21 protein-coding genes and 1 other annotated feature (1 of these 22 only partly in view) are annotated in these 19,012 nt (G+C 43.9%); of the genes, 2 read left to right on the forward strand and 19 right to left on the reverse strand.

Annotated elements, in window-relative coordinates; all coding sequences use genetic code 11:
* Nucleotides 1-192 precede the first annotated feature (192 nt).
* From trmD to BQ5375_RS13420, 10 genes are all read right to left on the reverse strand, one after another.
* Nucleotides 193-948 carry a tRNA (guanosine(37)-N1)-methyltransferase TrmD gene (gene trmD, locus BQ5375_RS13375; protein ID WP_022133707.1) on the reverse strand — a complete coding sequence of 252 codons (756 nt, stop codon included), beginning with the start codon at nucleotides 946-948 and terminating at the stop codon, nucleotides 193-195.
* Nucleotides 938-1,456 (reverse strand): ribosome maturation factor RimM, encoded by a 519-nt coding sequence (gene rimM, locus BQ5375_RS13380; protein WP_022133706.1) that lies wholly within the window; start codon nucleotides 1,454-1,456, stop codon nucleotides 938-940. Before rimM ends, trmD begins: the two co-directional genes overlap by 11 nt.
* Before the next feature lie 88 nt (nucleotides 1,457-1,544).
* Nucleotides 1,545-2,360, reverse strand: coding sequence for an AAC(3) family N-acetyltransferase (locus BQ5375_RS13385; RefSeq protein ID WP_022133705.1), 816 nt, complete (start codon nucleotides 2,358-2,360; stop codon nucleotides 1,545-1,547).
* A 151-nt stretch (nucleotides 2,361-2,511) separates the two neighbouring features.
* Nucleotides 2,512-2,745 (reverse strand): KH domain-containing protein, encoded by a 234-nt coding sequence (locus tag BQ5375_RS13390; protein WP_022133704.1) that lies wholly within the window; start codon nucleotides 2,743-2,745, stop codon nucleotides 2,512-2,514.
* Between the two features lie 13 nt (nucleotides 2,746-2,758).
* Nucleotides 2,759-3,001 carry a 30S ribosomal protein S16 gene (rpsP, locus tag BQ5375_RS13395; RefSeq protein WP_022133703.1) on the reverse strand — a complete coding sequence of 81 codons (243 nt, stop codon included), beginning with the start codon at nucleotides 2,999-3,001 and terminating at the stop codon, nucleotides 2,759-2,761.
* Between the two features lie 91 nt (nucleotides 3,002-3,092).
* Nucleotides 3,093-4,460 (reverse strand): signal recognition particle protein, encoded by a 1,368-nt coding sequence (gene ffh / locus BQ5375_RS13400; RefSeq protein ID WP_022133702.1) that lies wholly within the window; start codon nucleotides 4,458-4,460, stop codon nucleotides 3,093-3,095.
* 21 nt (nucleotides 4,461-4,481) lie between these two features.
* On the reverse strand, nucleotides 4,482-4,853 hold the full coding sequence (gene ylxM / locus BQ5375_RS13405) for a YlxM family DNA-binding protein (protein WP_022133701.1): 372 nt from the start codon (nucleotides 4,851-4,853) through the stop codon (nucleotides 4,482-4,484).
* Between the two features lie 273 nt (nucleotides 4,854-5,126).
* A complete protein-coding gene (locus tag BQ5375_RS13410) occupies nucleotides 5,127-6,161 on the reverse strand; it encodes a threonine aldolase family protein (RefSeq protein WP_076918068.1) in 1,035 nt (344 codons plus the stop codon).
* A 105-nt stretch (nucleotides 6,162-6,266) separates the two neighbouring features.
* Nucleotides 6,267-6,794, reverse strand: a complete 528-nt coding sequence (locus BQ5375_RS13415) for a cysteine hydrolase family protein (protein ID WP_022133699.1) — start codon at nucleotides 6,792-6,794, stop codon at nucleotides 6,267-6,269.
* A 101-nt stretch (nucleotides 6,795-6,895) separates the two neighbouring features.
* The gene (locus BQ5375_RS13420) at nucleotides 6,896-7,744 is read right to left on the reverse strand and encodes a M55 family metallopeptidase (RefSeq protein ID WP_076918069.1); all 849 of its coding nucleotides are present in this window, start codon (nucleotides 7,742-7,744) and stop codon (nucleotides 6,896-6,898) included.
* A 286-nt stretch (nucleotides 7,745-8,030) separates the two neighbouring features.
* Between BQ5375_RS13420 and BQ5375_RS13425 the strand changes: the two genes are divergently transcribed.
* The gene (locus BQ5375_RS13425) at nucleotides 8,031-9,260 is read left to right on the forward strand and encodes an MFS transporter (RefSeq protein ID WP_022133697.1); all 1,230 of its coding nucleotides are present in this window, start codon (nucleotides 8,031-8,033) and stop codon (nucleotides 9,258-9,260) included.
* 140 nt (nucleotides 9,261-9,400) lie between these two features.
* On the opposite strand, the gene BQ5375_RS13430 is transcribed toward BQ5375_RS13425, so the two are convergent.
* The 5 genes from BQ5375_RS13430 to BQ5375_RS13450 form a co-directional block, all read right to left on the reverse strand.
* Nucleotides 9,401-9,889 carry a hypothetical protein gene (locus tag BQ5375_RS13430; protein ID WP_022133696.1) on the reverse strand — a complete coding sequence of 163 codons (489 nt, stop codon included), beginning with the start codon at nucleotides 9,887-9,889 and terminating at the stop codon, nucleotides 9,401-9,403.
* A gap of 346 nt (nucleotides 9,890-10,235) precedes the next feature.
* Nucleotides 10,236-10,553, reverse strand: a complete 318-nt coding sequence (locus BQ5375_RS13435) for a hypothetical protein (RefSeq protein ID WP_022133695.1) — start codon at nucleotides 10,551-10,553, stop codon at nucleotides 10,236-10,238.
* Complete coding sequence (locus BQ5375_RS13440; protein WP_022133694.1) at nucleotides 10,550-10,774, reverse strand: helix-turn-helix transcriptional regulator; 225 nt, start codon at nucleotides 10,772-10,774, stop codon at nucleotides 10,550-10,552. Before BQ5375_RS13440 ends, BQ5375_RS13435 begins: the two co-directional genes overlap by 4 nt.
* 143 nt (nucleotides 10,775-10,917) lie before the next feature.
* Complete coding sequence (locus BQ5375_RS13445; protein ID WP_022133693.1) at nucleotides 10,918-11,400, reverse strand: pyridoxamine 5'-phosphate oxidase family protein; 483 nt, start codon at nucleotides 11,398-11,400, stop codon at nucleotides 10,918-10,920.
* Nucleotides 11,401-11,420: 20 nt separating this feature from the next.
* A complete protein-coding gene (locus tag BQ5375_RS13450) occupies nucleotides 11,421-12,299 on the reverse strand; it encodes an SPL family radical SAM protein (RefSeq protein WP_022133692.1) in 879 nt (292 codons plus the stop codon).
* A 104-nt stretch (nucleotides 12,300-12,403) separates the two neighbouring features.
* Between BQ5375_RS13450 and BQ5375_RS13455 the strand changes: the two genes are divergently transcribed.
* A complete protein-coding gene (locus tag BQ5375_RS13455) occupies nucleotides 12,404-13,549 on the forward strand; it encodes a DEAD/DEAH box helicase (protein ID WP_076918070.1) in 1,146 nt (381 codons plus the stop codon).
* 71 nt (nucleotides 13,550-13,620) lie between these two features.
* Here BQ5375_RS13455 and BQ5375_RS13460 read toward each other — a convergent pair whose 3' ends face one another.
* The 4 genes from BQ5375_RS13460 to pheS all read right to left on the reverse strand — a co-directional run bounded on the left by BQ5375_RS13460 (nucleotide 13,621) and on the right by pheS (nucleotide 18,707).
* Nucleotides 13,621-14,067, reverse strand: a complete 447-nt coding sequence (locus tag BQ5375_RS13460) for a hypothetical protein (RefSeq protein ID WP_022133689.1) — start codon at nucleotides 14,065-14,067, stop codon at nucleotides 13,621-13,623.
* Nucleotides 14,068-14,163: 96 nt separating this feature from the next.
* Nucleotides 14,164-14,904 carry a class I SAM-dependent methyltransferase gene (locus tag BQ5375_RS13465; RefSeq protein ID WP_083687636.1) on the reverse strand — a complete coding sequence of 247 codons (741 nt, stop codon included), beginning with the start codon at nucleotides 14,902-14,904 and terminating at the stop codon, nucleotides 14,164-14,166.
* 145 nt (nucleotides 14,905-15,049) lie between these two features.
* On the reverse strand, nucleotides 15,050-17,428 hold the full coding sequence (gene pheT, locus BQ5375_RS13470) for a phenylalanine--tRNA ligase subunit beta (protein ID WP_022133687.1): 2,379 nt from the start codon (nucleotides 17,426-17,428) through the stop codon (nucleotides 15,050-15,052).
* 259 nt (nucleotides 17,429-17,687) lie between these two features.
* Nucleotides 17,688-18,707, reverse strand: coding sequence for a phenylalanine--tRNA ligase subunit alpha (gene pheS / locus BQ5375_RS13475; RefSeq protein ID WP_022133686.1), 1,020 nt, complete (start codon nucleotides 18,705-18,707; stop codon nucleotides 17,688-17,690).
* A 100-nt stretch (nucleotides 18,708-18,807) separates the two neighbouring features.
* Nucleotides 18,808-19,012: a binding site (T-box leader), on the reverse strand; it runs 24 nt beyond the window's last position.

The raw sequence follows: 19,012 nt of genomic DNA on the forward strand, positions 1-19,012 counted from the left end.
CGGGTTCCTTTTCGTACTGTTTTTGCTCAAAAAGTACAAAGACAAGTCTGATACAGAGACAAATGTTTTGTATTTTTTTACACTTTATCAAAATAAATTGAGAAACACTTTCATACAGCTTCACTGAAAAGACAGAATAAATATTCCTTTTCTGTCAAACAAAGCCTCATCTCAACACTAATGTATGCGCTGTTATCTTTCCTCGATACCTTCCAAAAGCTGCTGTGCACGCACCATTTCCTTTTTGTCAAGTTTTCCCTGCTGCATTGCGTTTTTCAGCAGATCTGGACGCTTCTTTGCAGTTTCCTCAAGGGACTGCTCGCGCTGCCATTTCTGGATGTTGGCGTGGTGACCGCTGATCAGCACCGGCGGTACTTCTCGGTCATGCCAGACCGGAGGACGAGTATACTGCGGATATTCCAACAGTCCATCATAGTGACTTTCTTCGGTAAAGCAAACTTCCTCGGACAATACGCCCGGACAAAGCCTTCCGACTGCATCTGCAACGACCAGTGCACCCAGCTCACCGCCGGTCAGCACATAATCCCCAATTGAGATTTCCTCATCGACAATTTCGTCAAGGACACGCTGGTCTACTCCTTCATAATGCCCGCACAGGATAAAAATATTCGCTAAAGCTTTGAGTTCCCCTGCCCTTTTTTGAGAAAAAGGCGTTCCTTTTGGGGACATATAGATTACATGCGGTTTTTCTCCGATCATTTCGCACACTGCCTGATAGCAGTTATAGATTGGTTCGGTCTGCATCAGCATCCCCTTACCGCCGCCATAGGGAGTATCATCCACCCTGCGGTGTTTATCCTTGGTATAATCGCGGATATTGTGGCAGTGAATCTCCAGTTTTCCTGCGCGTCTGGCACGTCCAATGATACTTTCACTCAGAACCGTCTCGCACATCTCCGGAAACAGAGTCGCAATATCAATCCTCATCGTCAAACAATCCTTCCAGCGGACGAATTTTCATCACGTTGCTTTCCAGGTCAATCTCCAGCACTACCTGTGGAATGGCCGGAATCAATCTCTCCTTACCATCTTCAAAACGAATATGATAAACATCGTTTGCACCGGTAGGGCTGACCTGAGTCAATTCACCATAGACAGTGTCCTTGTCTGCATCAATTACCTTGAGACCGATCAGATCCTGAATCAGATATTCGCCTTCCTCCATCGGGATGTCATCGCGATGAACATAAACAATCTTATCGCGAAGCTTGGACGCCTCCTCGATTGAGTTAAAGCCTTCCAGCTTCAGCAGCGGCATGTTCTTGGCATATCGTACTCCCTGCAGTTTTACTGGATTGGTTCCTTTACTGTCCAGATAGACCGTTTCAATGTCGTAAAACATATCCGGATCATCGCACCATGGATAGAGCTTAACTTCCCCTTTGATTCCATGAGTGGTTACAATCTTTCCCGCTTCGATATACTCTTTTCTCATACGCTTCTCCTTTCATCCAAAATCTTTGGTCGAAGTATTCATTCTATCTCAAACATCACGACAGAAAAATCCTGCCCTGATATCTGTTTTAGCCTTTTACCTGATAATATGCTTTTGCAAAGTCCACACAATCCCTCATGCTAAAACAATATGCTTCCCCATTTGGTAAAGAACATTGTTTGATCTGATCGGCATATTTCTGGAAAAATTCTTTTTGCACATCCAAAAAATCATCAAAAATATCAAGGTCTACATTTTTAAAGGAGACCCACTGTTTCTTTCCGTCCACCAAAACAGGAGCCGATTCTTCGATATCCGGACGATTTGCAAAATATTCCGCTAAATGAAGGGATGTATTTGTTTCAAAAGTTGTACCAAGCATCAGAATTTTAGCACCTGCATCGTATAATTTTTGCAGTGGTGACCCAGTACCCAGCCCATAATCCAGAGGGTGATTTTCCACAATTTTTTCTGCATCCCTGCCGTAAGCACAAAATGAATATAATGGATGTGCGCTTCGATGTACATTTGGGTAACGATAAAAATAAGCTACAACAGCTCCCAATGCATCATCTACCGGAGTTCTTTGCGGATCATACGGCAGCATCGTTTCCCGTATATCATCGTGCCAATCTTGAGGAACCGGCGGATACTGCCAAAACTTCGGGTTCATATTATTCACCGACTGAGACGGCATCACCAGCGTTCCCTCCGGACCGATGCAGTTAAGCACCGTATCAATCAGCATCGCTGCCCCGCCGATCAGATAGCCAAAAGATTTGAGCGAGGTATGAAGAATCAGTGTATCACCGGCAGTAACGCCCAGATTGTTCAGCAAACGTTCCAAATCAGGCCGATAATAGGGTTTCTGTCCCTTTTGAATCATTGTTTCGAGGTTTTCCAAATCTGTCTCCTCCCTTGCCATCACAAAGATACTAATAAAAATTTAACACAAATATTTCGGATGTCAAGCAATAAAAAAGGACGCCCAGAGCTAAATTGCCCTTGCGCCCTTTCGGATGATCCATTTTCAGATTTGGATTGCAGTGTCCATCCTAGTCGATTTCAACTGCAACCTTCTGTTCAACCTTACCGGCAGCGGATCTTACAATTGTTCGAATTGCTTTTGCAATTCTGCCCTGTTTGCCGATTACTCTGCCCATGTCATCAGCTGCAACATGGAGATGATAAACAACTGTTCCGTCTTCCTTTGGTTCATCAACGGTAACCGAAACGGCATCCTTATCATCTACAAGGCCTTTCACAATAGTAACAATCAGTTCCTGCATTTGCGATTACCTCCTACAGGATATTGTTCGCTTTAAGCAGGGATCGAACTGTGTCGGTTGGCTGAGCGCCGTTAGACATCCATTTCTTTGCTTTTTCAGCATCAACCTTAACGGTAGCTGGAGTCTGTGCCGGATCATAGTAACCGATCTCTTCAATAAATCTACCGTTGCGTGGATAACGGGAATCAGCTACAACGATACGATAGAAAGGAGCTTTTTTAGCACCCATTCTGCGAAGTCTAATTTTAACAGCCATTTCTGTCACCTCCTGAACCTTTCAAATACTCTATATATCAATTCCGGAGGAATTGATATGCAATCTTTTCCGGAATTTGATAAACCTTATGTTACATTGGTGGCATGTTTTTAAGCATTGCCGGATTAAACGGCGGCATTCTTCTGCGGCGTTTACCGTTTTTGCCCTTGCCTCCCAGCAGCTTCATCATTTCCTTCATCTGCTTATACTGCTTGAGAACACGGTTGACACGCGGTACATCGGTTCCGCTGCCTGCTGCGATTCTTCTCTTTCTTGCAGGATTGATGATATCTGGGTTTGCCCTTTCTGCTTTGGTCATCGAATTGATGATCGCTTCCAGATACTTGATCTCCTGTTCGCCTGCCTGTGCAGTCTCATCAGTGATCTTGCCGGACATTCCTGGGAACATTTCCAGGATTTTGCCCAAAGGGCCCATATTTCTTACCTGCTTGATCTGTTCGAGCAGGTCTTCCATATCAAAAGAATTTTCCTTGAGCTTCTTGGCAACTTCCATTGCCTTCTGCTCATCCACTTCATCCTGTGCCTTCTCAATCAGGGTGAGCACGTCGCCCATGCCCAGAATTCTCGAAGCCATACGATCCGGATGAAATACTTCCAGGTCGTCGAGCTTTTCGCCCATACCGACAAACTTGATCGGCTTTCCGGTAACCGCTCTTACTGACAGTGCCGCACCGCCTCGGGTATCACCATCGAGCTTTGTGAGGATGACGCCGTCGATACCGAGGGTATCATTAAAGGTCTGTGCTACATTAACTGCGTCCTGACCGGTCATCGAGTCAATTACAAGCAGGATCTCATTTGGATGAACTTCGGACTTGATGTCCTGAAGCTCCTGCATCAGCTGTTCATCAATATGCAGTCGACCAGCGGTATCGAGGATAACGATATCATTTCCGTAGTCCTTCGCATGCTTGATCGCGTTCTTTGCGATCTCAACTGGACTGATGGTTCCCATCTCAAACACCGGAGTGTTTACCTGCTCACCGACAACTTTCAGCTGTTCGATCGCTGCCGGACGATAAATGTCACAGGCAACCAGCAGAGGACGTTTGCCCTGCTTGCGGAACATTTTTGCCAGTTTTGCCGAGTGGGTGGTTTTACCGGAACCCTGCAGACCACACATCATGATGATGGTTGGAATCTTAGAGGAAAAATTGATTCGGCTGTCAGTGGAACCCATCAGCTCGGTCAGTTCATCTCTTACAATCTTGATTACCTGCTGAGCCGGTGTCAGGCTGGAAAGAACTTCCTCACCAACTGCCTTTTCGGTGATGTTCTTAACAAAGTCTTTTGCAACCTTGTAGTTAACATCCGCTTCCAACAGCGCCAGACGTACTTCGCGCATTGCTTCCTTGACGTCATTCTCCGAGAGCTTTCCTTTCGATCGGAGCTTTTTAAAGGCTTGATTGAGTTTTTCGGCAAGACCCTCGAATGCCATTGGTTTTCCCCCATTCCCGGTTTAAATTGTTTCTTCGTCTATTTCTCGTGCAAGTTCCATGATCTTTTTTGCATCCTGCTGTATCTTTCTGCCAAGAGCATATTTATCCGCCTCAAAGGCGATCTCTTTGGCACAGGATGTGATCTGTTCTAGTTTCCTCTGATAATCCCGAAACTTCCTTGCAAGCCCCAGTCGTTCTTCCATCTCAAGCAGAGTGCTTTCTGCACGCTTGATGCTGTCCCGCACACCCTGACGGGTGATGTTTGCAAACTGGGCAATCTCCGCAAGGGAGAGGTCTTCGTTATAATAAAGCCGCGCCACTTCCCGCTGTTTCTCGGTCAGCATCTGACCGTAATAATCCAGCAGCACCGATATTTCCAGGTTTTTTGCCATGATGCAGCTCCCCTTTTTGTGATCGGGTATCTTTTGAAACTGTAAAGGGAAATACCTTTACTGAACTTACCTTAGCTATTATACAAAAGCTTTCCCATTCTGTCAAGGCTTTTTCCTTTACACTTGCTCAAAAAGTTTGCTGTGGAAAAGGGATGTCTTTCGGTGTTTTTAACCAAATTTCCACCAAAGACCTTTGAGGAAGCTGATTTTTACGCCTTACACAAACAAAAGGCATGGTAAAGTCCATGCCTTTTGTTCCATCTGATATTTTGTTTACAGTGCTGCGATATCGTGAACCAGTGCCGCAACATTTTCATCCTTTGTTGCCCAGCTGGTGCAGAAACGGATAACGGTGTGATCTGCATCATATTTTTCCCAGGTTTCAAAGGTATATTTTTCTGCCAGCTTGTGCATCCAGTCATCGCGGATGATAACAAACTGCTGGTTGGTGTAGGAATCGGTGTACATTTCAACACCTTTTTCCTCAAATGCATGACGGATCTGCATTGCCTGTTCTACTGCATGTTTGCAAATATCAAAATACAGGTTATCTGTAAATAGAGTCTCAAACTGAAGACCAAGCAAACGACCTTTTGCCAGCAGACCACCATGCTGTTTGATGATGTAACGGAAGCCATCTTTGAGTTTATCATTCAAAATTACCAGAGCTTCTCCCATCAGAGCACCGCACTTGGTTCCGCCAATGTAGAACATATCGCACAGATTTGCAATTTCTTTCAAAGTAAGGTCTGTTTTCGGGCTGGTAAGGCCATAGCCCAGACGTGCTCCATCAATATAGAGCGGGATGCCGCATTCATGACACGCATTGCTCAAATCGGTCAGTTCTTCTTTGGTATACAAAGTTCCCATCTCGGTTGGGAAAGAAACATAAACCATTCCTGGCTGAACGGTGTGTTCCCTCATGCTGTCGGTAAAGTGGCTGTGATAATAATCCCGCACCTGCTGTCCAGTAATGATACCTTCGTTGCATGGAATCGGCAGAACCTTGTGACCAGTTGCTTCAATTGCACCGGTCTCATGGCATGCAATGTGTCCATCATATGCTGCGATAACACCCTGATATGGGCGCAGAATAGAAGAAATCGCAATCAGGTTTGTCTGGGTTCCTCCTACCAGGAAATGGACGTCAGCATCCTCTCTGCCACACGCTTCACGAATCAGCTGACGAGCTGTGTCACAGTAATGGTCTGTGCTGTAACCCGGAAGCTGTTCCATGTTGGTCTGTACCATTCTTTCCAGAATTTTTGGATGTCCGCCTTCTACATAGTCACAATGAAAATAAATCATCGTTCTCTCTCCTTACTTTTTAAAATCCTCTATTATAATTTTTTTATCAACACAAATTAAATATCTGTTTTCTTTTTCCACATGATTGGCAAAAGAAACATTCCCCTATCGGTTTATTACCTTAACCTGAATTCCAGACAAAATATCCAGAACCTTTTCGTTCATGCTCTCATCAAAGCTTGCTGTTGCCTTTGCGTCCACCAGAATTTCTGCTTCCGGCAGTGCTGCTTTAAGCAAAGCTGCGTTGGACAGCACACAGATGTTGGAGACCAGACCACACAGTTCCATCTGCTCAAAATTTCGTTCTCTTGCATATTCTGCAAGCTCCCACGAACCAAAACATGGCTTATAAAAGCATCTGTCCTGCGGCTGCACCATTTGTGATACTTTTCCAAACAGCTTCCAGCCTTCGCTTCCCTGAATACAGTGAGGAATTGGAAGATTTTTACCTTCCTGGGTCTGCAAATAGTTTTCTGTATGGGTATCAAAGGTAAAAAGGACTTCGATTCCTTCTTCCCTTGCACGGGTGATTTTTTCCACAATGACAGGTTCCAGCGAAGGGGCTTTTTCAAATCCCAGCGCACCATCAACAAAATCGTTCTGATAATCCACTACAATCAGTGCCTTTTTCAATGTGTCTGCTCCTTTCACTCTGTTTTGCCCAACAGGAAGCCAGCCTGAAGCTGTCAGGCTGGCTTATCTGTAAAAAGTTATTCTGTAAATATCATTCACTATTAGCAGTAAGCAATGCGTCCCATGCTTGCAATACCATGGATTGCATCAAACATTTCAGTATAATCACTGCTTGTGAACTCCAGGCTGCGGCCGCCAACACGTTTGATTCCCGGCATCTGCTGGATTACATCACACTTGGAAGAGGTTGCTAAATCGATATGGCAGTGATATGGAGCTTCAAAGGTATACAGAGGAAGCTTGGTATAATCGCTGTCCAGTACCTTTTTGACTGCTGCAATGGTTTCTTCCCGAATCAGCTGTTTTGGTTTGTACATTGCTGCAAATCTTGCCAGCGATTCTTTGGTGCTGACATACTCAACCCAAGGCATCATACCGTCTGTTTTCAGCTGACGCTCCAAAGCAGAATCACCGATTACCAATCCGACCGGCGCCTTGTTTACAATACCCGCATAAGCTGCATTGATCGTAGCCTCATTCATCAGTTTACCGTTGATGAATACATTCTGTACCGATGCACCCGAATAGGTGTGGTCCATAGAGCTTGCAAGCTCACCTGCACCGCCATGATAACCCACAAAGAAAACCAGATCAAAGCTGTCGTCCATTGCCGGCATCATGTACTGTGGACGAGGACTTCCGCTGATCAGCCAAACTCTGGAATCCTTTTCACTGAGCAGATCATAGGAAAGGTTTTCACCGCCGCCATGAGAATCTGCAATCATAATGTGTGTGATTTCCGCGTTGCGTTTGCTCTGTGCAATGCCGTCCAGCACCCACTCTACCTGCTGGTTCATTGCCTTGCGGAAACGCTCTCTTTCCTCGGTTTCATCCTTCCAGTGGGTAATTCCCGCCAGACCTTCCATATCAACCGAAATATAAAGTTTCATATCCTGCCCTTCCTTTCTGAATTTAAAATCATCGATTTTATCGATCAATCTTCTTGTTATCATTTTAACACTGACTTTAACCAGATAAAAGAGGATTTTTTCTGATTCTTAATGTTTTTGGAAGTTTTCCATAAATATTATCGTAACAGTTCACTTTTTCTTTGTCCTTTTCAAAATTTGTCCTGGGTTTAACATTCTCATTCTTGACACATTCGGAAAAATCCTTTATTTTATGTAACAGGTATCACTTTTAAGACATTATGTTTGATCCAACAGGAGGCTTTTTATGTCAAAATTTACCAAGCCGGAAAAGAGCTGGATTTTGTACGATGTGGCAAATTCCGCTTTTACCATGCTGATCTCCACCACCATTCCTATCTTCTTCCGTTCGCTGGCAGAACAGGACGTTTCCGCTTCTACCGCTTCCGGAATCTGGGCACTGACAACTTCTGTCGCTGTCTTGATTCTGGCAGTACTTTCCCCTTTTCTCGGAGCGCTTGCCGATTACAAGGGAATGAAGAAAAAAATGTTTTCTTTGTTTCTGGTTGTCGGTGTCATTGGATTGCTGCTGCTTTCCTTTTCCGGAAACTGGATTTCCTACATGATTCTCTTTGTAATCACCCGAATCGGTTACAGCGCGTGCAACATCTTTTATGATTCCATGCTGGTCGATGTCACCGCGGACGACCGAATGGACCGCATCTCCTCTTATGGTTACGCACTCGGCTATATCGGAAGCTGTATTCCATTCATCATCGGTATTCTGTTGATTCTGGTTCGTCCTTTCGGACTGTCCACCCAGGCCGCTACTCAGATTTCCTTTGTCATCACCGCGCTGTGGTGGGTTGGATTGACCATTCCACTTCTGAAAAACGTCCACCAGACACACTATCTGGAAAATCGTTCCAATCAGGTCAGCCACGCTCTTTCCCGTATTGGACAAACTTTAAAGAAAATTCGCAAAAATCCTTCTGTCCTTTATTTTATCATCGCTTATTTCTGCTATATCGACGGTGTGTACACTATCATCTCGATGGCAACCACTTACGGCGGTGAGGTCGGCATCAGCGACACCAATATGATTCTGGCGCTGCTGCTCACTCAGTTTATCGCCTTCCCATGTGCGATCTTTGCCGGAAATCTGGCAGAAAAAGTCGGCACTTTAAAAGTTATCCGTGTCTCTATCCTCATTTACTGCGGTATTTGTATTTTCGGCTATCAGCTGGACAAAGCGTGGGAATTCTGGGTACTGGCTGTCGTTGTCGGCATGGCACAAGGCGGAATTCAGTCTCTTTCCCGTTCCTATTTTGGACGTCTGATTCCAAAGAACGAATCGAACGAATATTTTGGATTTTTTGATATTTTCGGAAAATTTGCTGATTTCTTCGGTCCGATGATCATGTCTTTCTGTGCTTTGGTTTTGGGCTCCTCCACTTACGGTATTTTGGGGTTGTTGTTACTCTTTGTAGTCGGCTATGTCCTTCTGCGAAAAATTCCGGAAAATCAGGAAAAATAATATCTTCCCAAAAGGGGAGACAGCATTCTTGCTGTCTCCCCTTTTTCATTTTACAAAACAATCTGAATTGGATACAAAGTAGCCTGTTCCTTAACTGAGTGCTATTCACAAAAATATGGTACAACTCACCATTTAGATTTCTAATTTTTATTGCCCAGTTTTTTCAAATCTTCCAATGTAGCATCCAAATTAGCTCGATGCCAATTTGTCTTTTTGGTTACACCTTCACTGGTCACACCTGAGCCAAATCCACTCATACCCACTGACAAAGTGCCAGAGTGTCTCCACTCATTCAGTTCTTTCTGCTGGGTAGAAAGAGCTATTAGACCTTCATCCGTATCCAGTTCAATACAATAGTTGAGCATATCCTCTCGAACTTCCACCCTGTGGATACGATCATATGGAATCTCCAACACAATATCTTTTTTCAGTATCATAGACATTCTGCCAAAGGGTAAAAGTACCAGAGAATTTTCACACATCTGCAAAGCAAAGAATTCATTAGAGAAGAATCGAGCAATCTTATCACTCAAATTAGCAGGAGCATAGGTCACAATAATTGCACGATCTGGAATTGGGGTATAACCAGCATCTTTTACAAAATCATGGACAAATTTTTCAGCAGGCATTTTAATGGCCCTCCTTTACAAAATTAATCTATCACCAGTATAACATACCTCATTCAAAATGCAATATATTTCTTACATTATAAAATAAAAATATTGCCATCTTCCTTTACTAATAGAAGATAGCAGTAACAAACTTAATTTTTCATTTTTCTCACTATCAAAACGGAAACGTTTGCTGTCAAGTACAGTCGTAGACAAAAAAGCCGATATGATAGACTGCTAATAGAAACTAACCTCGTAACAATTGAATTATTAAATAAAGAAATCCATCTGACATTATTATTCTCCTTGATATGTATGCTATGGACAAATCGGATGATGTTTCTTTAAGAAAAAGGCTCTTTCACTATTCGATTCTCTTATATATCAAGATAGCAGCAATTTCTATAGTCAACACAATATTGTAGATCCATTGAATAGAACAAGCCATTGTCAAATAATCAACGATTAGTTCATCTGATAATTTGGCATAGATATTGATTAAAACGATAAATGCGATTGTAGAAATGATACTGGCTTTTCCGATGATAGCCCGTCCTCTTTCGTCCCGTGACGTCTTCACAAAGAACAATACAATTACCGCAATGGTAATCGGTATACAATACCACGTTCCTACTTTGAACACCATTTCATTGCTAATAATCGACGATAACAACTCTATCATTTTTCTTCCACCTTAAAATCAAATAAATCTTCAATCGTCACATCAAATACTTTTGCAATACTATACGCTAATAACATGGAGGGATTATAACGATTCCGTTCAAGCTGCATAATTGTCTGACGGGACACACCGACTAAATCAGCAAGTTCCTGTTGCGTCATTCGTTTCGTTGCTCTGTAAATATGTATCTTACTCTCAAAAGAATACGGTTGCTTCGCCATTCAATCTCTCCTTCCCTTATAAATGTTTTATTATAGCATATTTCTTTTATTTTGTCTAAAAAGTTTCATATGTCCTGCGAAATAGAAAGGTAACAATTTCATATGTTGATTTATCTCATAGATGCATTTTAGGAATCTGCTTTTTATTTTTGTCCCATCAGTTCCAAACCAGCTTTTGCTGTCAGATGATCAATTGCGATTTCCACACAACAAAGGCTATTCCAATAGTTTTTAATTTCCCGCTCTGCAAGTTCCTCATCTTCATTGTACTTAAGAGAAAAACGCTTAGCTGCCTCCACAATTTCCTGCTCCTCGGTCAGAATTCTCGCTCTGCCAAAAACAATCGCACTTTCATAAGCGGTGGTCAGCTTTTCTTTGATGACATCATCCTTGGAAATCACACAGAAAGATACTTTTTCACAATCACGGATTGCATCTATCTTATGTCCGCTTTTGGCTGAATGAAAATAGATTTTGCCATCATAATAAACATAATTAAGCGGTACCGTATAAGGGTATCCGTTCTCTGAAATTACCGCGAGAATGCCTGTCTTTCCCTGTTCCAGAATTCTTACCGCTTCCCTGTTTGATAACTGCTGTTTTTCTCTTCTCATTGCTCGAAACATTCTGTTCACTCCCCTTGATTTTACAGCAAACTGAGCTGCTGCATCTCGTATGGCTTCTGATAAGCCTGAATGATATCTTTCATTCTCCACAAAATTCCGTATTTTCTACACTCTTGCTCAAACACTGCCCATAAAGTTCTGTGATTTGGGCACAAACAGGAATAATCTTCCTCATAATCCAGATACCGCTTCCAGATGTCCTGAGAATATTCCCGTACCTTTGCTAAAAAATATTCCCTTTGCCGATCCCGCAAGGTCACTCCAAAATAAGGATAAACAAATTTCGCTCCCTTTTCAGCACAAAGCTTTACCAGCATTTTGATATCTTCTTCCCGATCTTCCAGAAATGGCAGCACTGGCATTAAAAGAACACCTGCAAAAATCCCTGATTTGGAAAGGGTATGCAACGCCTCCAGACGTTGAGAGGAAGATGGCGCACAAGGCTCAATCCATCGGGACAATTCATCATGCGGGGTTGTCACTGTAATCTTCACGATAACTGGAGAATGACTTTGGATGGAGGATAACACATCAATATCCCTTGTTACCAGGCTGCCCTTGGTTGCAATCGCTGTGCCAAATCCATAGGCATCCAGAAGTTTGAGTGCACTTCGGGTAAACTCATACTGCCTTTCCATAGGATTATACGGGTCTGACATAGAACCTGTCGCTGCCACTCCGGTTTTGCGGCAGGATCGAAGCTCTGCATGTAGAATGGAAAGTGCGTCCTTTTTGACACGGACTTTGGAAAAATCGGTTATTCCATAACACTGACTTCTACTGTCACAGTAGATACACCCATGCGGACAACCCCGATATAGATTAAAGTTGTAGTCGCTTCCAAACCAGCCGGTATCCTTTTTTCGGTACAGGATATGTCGCGCCTGTGTCTCTTCCAATCCACTTTCCCCCTTACTTTTCACTTCGTTTGGATTATGTTATAATAATACTACCATTACATAAAAGAAACCAGTACAATTTCATATTTTGGAGCGTGACCCTTATGGAAAATACCTTTGCATCCCTCCCTATCTCGGAGGCTATCATCAAAGCCACCGAAGAATTGGGCTTTACACAGATGACCGAGATTCAACAAAAAGCAATTCCTGTCATGCTTGCCGGAAAAGATTTGATTGCCAAAGCTCCGACCGGAACCGGAAAAACCTGTGCTTTTGGAATCCCGGTGATTGAGCACATTGACCCTGATTTGCCACAAATCCAGGCAATCGTTCTTGCCCCGACCCGCGAGCTTGCTACCCAGATCTGCGATGATATCCGCAATCTGACCCGCTTTTTGCCCCAGGTCAAAACGGTCGTTGTCTACGGTGGTCAGTCGATGGAACGCCAGAAACAGCAGCTTCGCAAGAATCCACAGATTCTGATTGCCACCCCAGGACGTCTGCTTGACCTGATGCAGCACCGGGCTCTTTCCCTTCAGGCAGTCTCCACAGCGGTTCTGGATGAAGCGGACAAAATGCTGGACATGGGCTTTTACAAGGATGTCCGCAAAATTCTGGACAGCCTTAAAAATCTAAAACAGATGTGTATGTTTTCTGCTACCATTTCCCGCGAAGTTATGGACATCGGATGGCTTTACCAGCGTGATCCGGAGGAAATCACTGTTCTGCCAGTACAGGAAAGTGAACCGAAGATCGACCAGTACAGCATCCAGTGCATCGGACGTGAAAAGATCGAGATTATCCTTCGGCTGATGAAGCAGTTTGAGGTAACACGCGCCATTGTCTTCTGCAACACCAAATATACCACCGGTATGGTTGCTGAACAGTTGTACGCAAGCGGGCTCAATACCGCTTGTCTGCATGGAGATATGCGTCAGTCGGAACGAAACAAAATTATGGAGGAATACAAGTCCGGAGCTATCGATATTCTGGTTGCGACCGATGTTGCTGCCCGCGGCATTGATGTCAGCGATATTCAGGTAGTTTTTAACTACGATATCACCCCAGACAATGACTCATACCTTCACCGGATCGGACGAACCGGACGCGCTAAAAAGGAAGGCATTTCTTTTGTCCTGCACTCTAAGGACGAACAGAAGCGTCTGGACAGCATCATTCACTACACCCATTCCAACATCATCCCACTGGAAATGGATGGATGGGGCACCTTTCAGCAGGTAAAAAAATAATATGGAAAATAAAAATCCCGGATCTCTTTTTGCCAAAAGAAGAGGTCCGGGATCTTCTCTTATCTATCCCATTAATCTTTCTGATTATGAAATCCTTTGATGAGCGGATGATTTTTTGCAAGGGTCATCATAAAGCCCATCTCGGCAAAACCAGTATGCAGCCAGTAAATTTCATAGCCATAGTGCGCACTCTCAAAAATAAGCTGATTTCCTGTATAAAAAGCAATCGTAAAATATTTTAAACATCCATCACTGCCCACACAGTTTTCTGTCAGCTCATCCATCATCTGCTCCGTTACTGTTCCAGTAAATACAAGCTCTTTGGTGCTGCTTTCCTGCTTCGTACCAAATTTTTCTCCGAAGGCAATGCCCTCTTTCTCATCTTCCCAGCAACGAAGCTGGAAAGAGTCTGCTTTTTCAGCAGCTTTTCTGACAAGCTCCTTCCACCAGTCATATTCCTCAAACTGTTCTTTTCCCTGTTCGTTCGTTCTGTGTTCCTCAAATTCCAAAGTTAGCATGAAAAGACTTCCTTTCTTTCCCAAACTCAGGGCATCACATTTTTACTGATACAAGAATACAACAAACCTCCGGCTTTGTACAGAGTCAAATAAGGTTTATCTGTTTCGATAGATTACTTCAATCTGTCCATTGCTGCAATCCATAAAAAGAATTTCATGCCCTTTTACAAATTCGCGCACACTTTCTTCTGTGTGAGGATATAAAATCATACCGGATCTGTTTCCTTGTGTATATTGATAACTTCCATCTGGTAAAATTTCATGCGGCAAACGTTCATCTTCTTCATCCAGAATATCAAAAGACAGATAAATAATACCATCTTCTTTTGTAATTCTTTCAAGCTCGGCGATACCCTTTTGGGCATCACAAAGCATCATATGATCCAGCACAGAATTAGAAAAAACAGCATCAAAACGATGATCTTCAAAATGAACATCTGTAATGGATGAAACAACAAAGGAGTCAAACAGGAAATTGTTTTCCTGCAATATTTTTTGTGCAGCTGTAACGGCTTTTTGAGATACATCAAATCCAGATACTTGAAACCCATACTTTGCAAAGTACAAGGCATACATTCCAAATCCACACCCTGCATCACAAATCGTTTTCTTATTTTCCTTCTTCAAAATATCCAGTATTTTTTGTTTATCAAATTTTTTTACACTGAAAGCAGATTTTATTTTTTCCGGTAAATCTGGTTGATTCCAGATAAAATCCCAATATTTTTCTTTTGTATCAGACACTTTATTTTTCCTCCTTTCCTCGTTCTCTTTCCAAGATGCAGCAAAACTCCGGCCCAAAAGCCGGAGTTTTGTTTTGTTTTTGATTTTTCCCAAAGAATGGAATTTCCATCTACCGCAGCAAAAAGTCGCTTTGCTCCATTCTCAAACGAGCGAGTGTGTTAACACGAGCGAACGCCGCGTGCTGAAACCACCATTTCGCATAAAACCAAAGCGCGAAACAGCGTGCAGGCTCAGCCTGCTAGGAGCGGATCTGAGCGCCCAGTTCTTCCATTGCTTTGAGGATCTTGTTCATTGCAGAACCAACTTCCTCATCGGTCAGAGTGCGGTCTGCTGCACGCATGGTAATGTTGAATGCAACACTCTTCTTGCCTGCTTCAATCTGGCTGCCCTTGTAAACGTCGAACAGTTCAACCTTTTCCAGAATCTTTCCAGCAGCATTCTTGATTGCTTTTTCCATGGTCAGTACTGGCAGACTGTCATCACACAGCAGAGCCAGGTCACGGGTGGATGCCGGGAATTTTGGCATTGGAACATAGGTCTTTTCATCGTTCATCAGGGCAAACAGGGTGTTCATATTGAGCTTACCGGTGTAAACACGGGTATTGATGTCATAGTTCTGGCAAACCAGAGGATGAACTTCACCGATGATACCAAATTCTTCTCCGCCTTTGGAGAGGATTGCACAGCGTCCCGGATGGAAGGTTGGGTTATCGCTACATGCGGTAACATCATAGTCTTCGATGCCCAGAACATCCAGCAGGTTTTCTACAACACCTTTGAGTGTGAAGAAATCTTTATCCTCGCCGTACATACCCAGTACCAAGTTTGGAACTTCATCCGGCAGCAGCTCACCGTCAACCGGAATATATTCGTTACCGATTTCGTACAGGGAAACAGCACCATTTCTGTTGTTATAGTTTTTGGACAGGATATCCATCATGGATGGAATTGCATTGGTACGCATGATGCTGGTGTCCTCGCCCAGTGGGTTTAAGATAACAACCGATTTGCGTCTTGGGTCATCCTTTGGCAGACGGATTTTATCATACTGTTTTGGGCTAACAAAAGAATAGGTCATGATTTCGTACAGTCCCTGTGCCAGCATGGTCTGGTTTACTGTACGCTCAAATTTCTGGTATTCACTGAGTTTGCCTTGTGGGCTTCCCTTTGCGGTTGTGGTTGGGATATTGTTGTATCCGTAGAAACGTGCGATCTCTTCTGCAACGTCTGCTTTGTGCTCAACGTCGCCGCGGAAAGAAGGAACGATGATTTCGTTGCCGTTTACACCAAAATGCAGGTCGCTGAGGATCTTCTTCATTCTTTCTTCTGGAATGTCAGTTCCGAGGAAGCGGTTGGTCCATTCAGCATCCAGATGAAGAACAGTTGGCTTATAACCGGAGTTGTCAATATCGATAACGCCATCAACCACTTCACCTGCACCCAGCATTTCAACCAGCTCGCAAGCACGCATGATCGCTGGCAGACAGTTCTGTGGGTCCAGACCTTTTTCAAAACGGCTGGAGGATTCGGTTCTCATACCAAGTTTCTTTGCGGTAACACGAACCGAGCTTCCTTTAAAGCATGCAGATTCAAATACTACAGTGTGGGTTCCTTCGTTGATACCGCTGTACTCGCCACCCATAACACCAGCAACTGCAGAAGCTTTTTCTGCATCTGCAATAACCAGCATATCTTCGGTCAGGTTTCTTTCTACTCCGTCCAGAGTGGTCAGAGTTTCACCGCTAAGTGCGTTGCGGACAATGATCTTGTTTCCTTTTACATATTCAATATCGAATGCATGCATTGGCTGACCGTACTCGAGCATAACGTAGTTTGTGATATCTACGATATTGTCGATTGGACGAACACCGCTTGCACGAAGTCTTTCTCTCATCCAACGTGGGGATGGTCCGATCTTAACATTTTTTACAACACGTGCAACGTATCTCTGACAGAGTTCTTTATTCTGAACCTCTACCGAGAGATAATCGTTGATATTGCCGCCGCAGCCTTTTACAACCGGTGTGTGCAGGTTGATTGGTTTATCAAAGGTAACTGCAACTTCTCTTGCCAGACCGATAACAGACAGGCAGTCAGGGCGGTTTGGTGTGATTTCAAACTCAACACAGGTATCGTTGCAGCCGATTGCGGAAGCGATGTCCTGACCTGGTTTGCAGCCTTCCTCAATCAGGAAGATGCCATTCTCGATTGCGTATGGGAAATCACCTTTTGTGAGGTTGAGCTCACCCAGAGAACACATCATGCCGTTAGACATAACACCTCTGAGCTTACCTTTAGTAATTTCAACGCCATTTGGCAGTTTTGATTTGTGCAGAGCTACTGGAACCAAATCTCCTGCATGTACGTTAGAAGCACCTGTTACGATCTGTACTGGTTCTCCCTGTGCAACATCCAGCTGGCAAATAACCAGATGGTCAGAATCTGGATGAGGTTCTACCGACAGGATTTTGCCGACAACCACATTTTTAACACCTTCAAATTCAGTTTCCCAGCCCTCTACTTTGGAACCGGACATACTCATTGCTTCAGAAAAGTCTCTCATCGAAACATTTCCAATATCTACATAATCTTTCAGCCATCTCATCGAAAGATTCATACTATATCATTCCTTTCCTGTTGTGGTGTGACACTCACCATAGGCAGGGTACTGATGTACACCCAACATCGAACGCTTCCTGTATGTATCGTTTTCTTGCCTTTCTGATTGTGTCACAGGGGCTTTGCCCCCGTACTCCCACAAACTTTTGTGTACAAAAAGCCAGTTGAAAATCTGTTTTCAACTACAAAAACTTTATTTTTCCCTTCAAACTGCCTGTCTTTGCGCCGTAGGCGAACAGGGCGCGGCATCATGCCGCCTAGAACTGATTGAGGAAACGAGCGTCGTTTTCGTAGAAGAGACGCAGGTCATCGATGTTGTAACGTCTCATAACCAGACGTTCCAGACCCATACCAAATGCAAAACCGCTGTATTCTTCTGGATCGATTCCACAGTTTTCCAGTACCTTTGGATGAACCATACCGCATCCAAGAATTTCGATCCAGCCTTCACCTTTACACAGACGGCAGCCTTCGCCGTGACAGTTAAAGCACTGTACATCCAGCTCTGCGGATGGCTCGGTAAATGGGAAGTGATGTGGTCTGAAACGAACAACCGATTCTTCTCCATACAGACGTTTTACAAATACTTCCAGAGTACCTTTCAGATCCGCCATGGTGATGTTCTTGTCAACAACCAGACCCTCTACTTGATGGAACAGTGGAGAATGGGTTGCGTCCAATGCATCCGAACGGTAAACACGACCAGGAGCAATAATGCGAATCGGTGGTTTCTGTTTTTCCATAACACGGATCTGAATTGGGGAAGTCTGGGTTCTCAGTACCACATTGTCGTTGATATAGAAGGTATCCTGTGTATCTCTTGCAGGATGATCTTTTGGAATATTGAGTGCCTCGAAGTTATAGTAGTCAAGCTCTACCTCTGGTCCCTGTGCAACATCAAATCCCATACCGATGAAGATCTCTTTCAGCTCATCGAGAACGATGGTGATTGGATGTTTTTTGCCCAGAACGCTGCGTTTGCCCGGCATGGTAACATCCAATGTCTCGGTTGCAAGGCGCTGATCCAGAAGGTGTGCTTCCAGATTTGTCTTGGTTTCTTCCAGTCTTTCCTCGATCTGTGCACGAACCTGGTTTGCAAGCTGACCGATTACCGGACGTTCCTCTGCGGAGAGTTTGCCCATCTGTTTCAAGATTGCGGTCAGCTCTCCCTTTTTACCAAGATACTTTACTCTGACTGCATCCAGATCCTTTAAATCCTGTGCGGCAGTCAGTTCTTCAAATGCTTTCTTTTCGATTGCTTCCAACTGAGCTTTCATTTGTATCTCATTCCTTTCCTGTTCTGTCCTGATCCGGTATTTTTTCTTACCGGATTTACCGCATAAAAAAAGCTCTTCGCCCTTTGCTGCATCTGTACAGCACAGGGACGAAAAGCATTACTTTCCGCGGTACCACCCACATTCCGGACTATGCTCCGGCATCTTCATTCTGCATATAACGGTGCCCTCCGTTCTTTCCTACTTTGATTCAGAAAGACCGCTCCCAGGTGAAATTTCATACCCGGTCTTCTGCGTGGCTTTCAGCCTGTGACACACGCTCTCTGAAAAGAAGTTTTCCCGATACT

Source organism: Negativibacillus massiliensis (assembly GCF_900148495.1).
GTDB lineage: Bacteria > Bacillota > Clostridia > Oscillospirales > Ruminococcaceae > Negativibacillus > Negativibacillus massiliensis.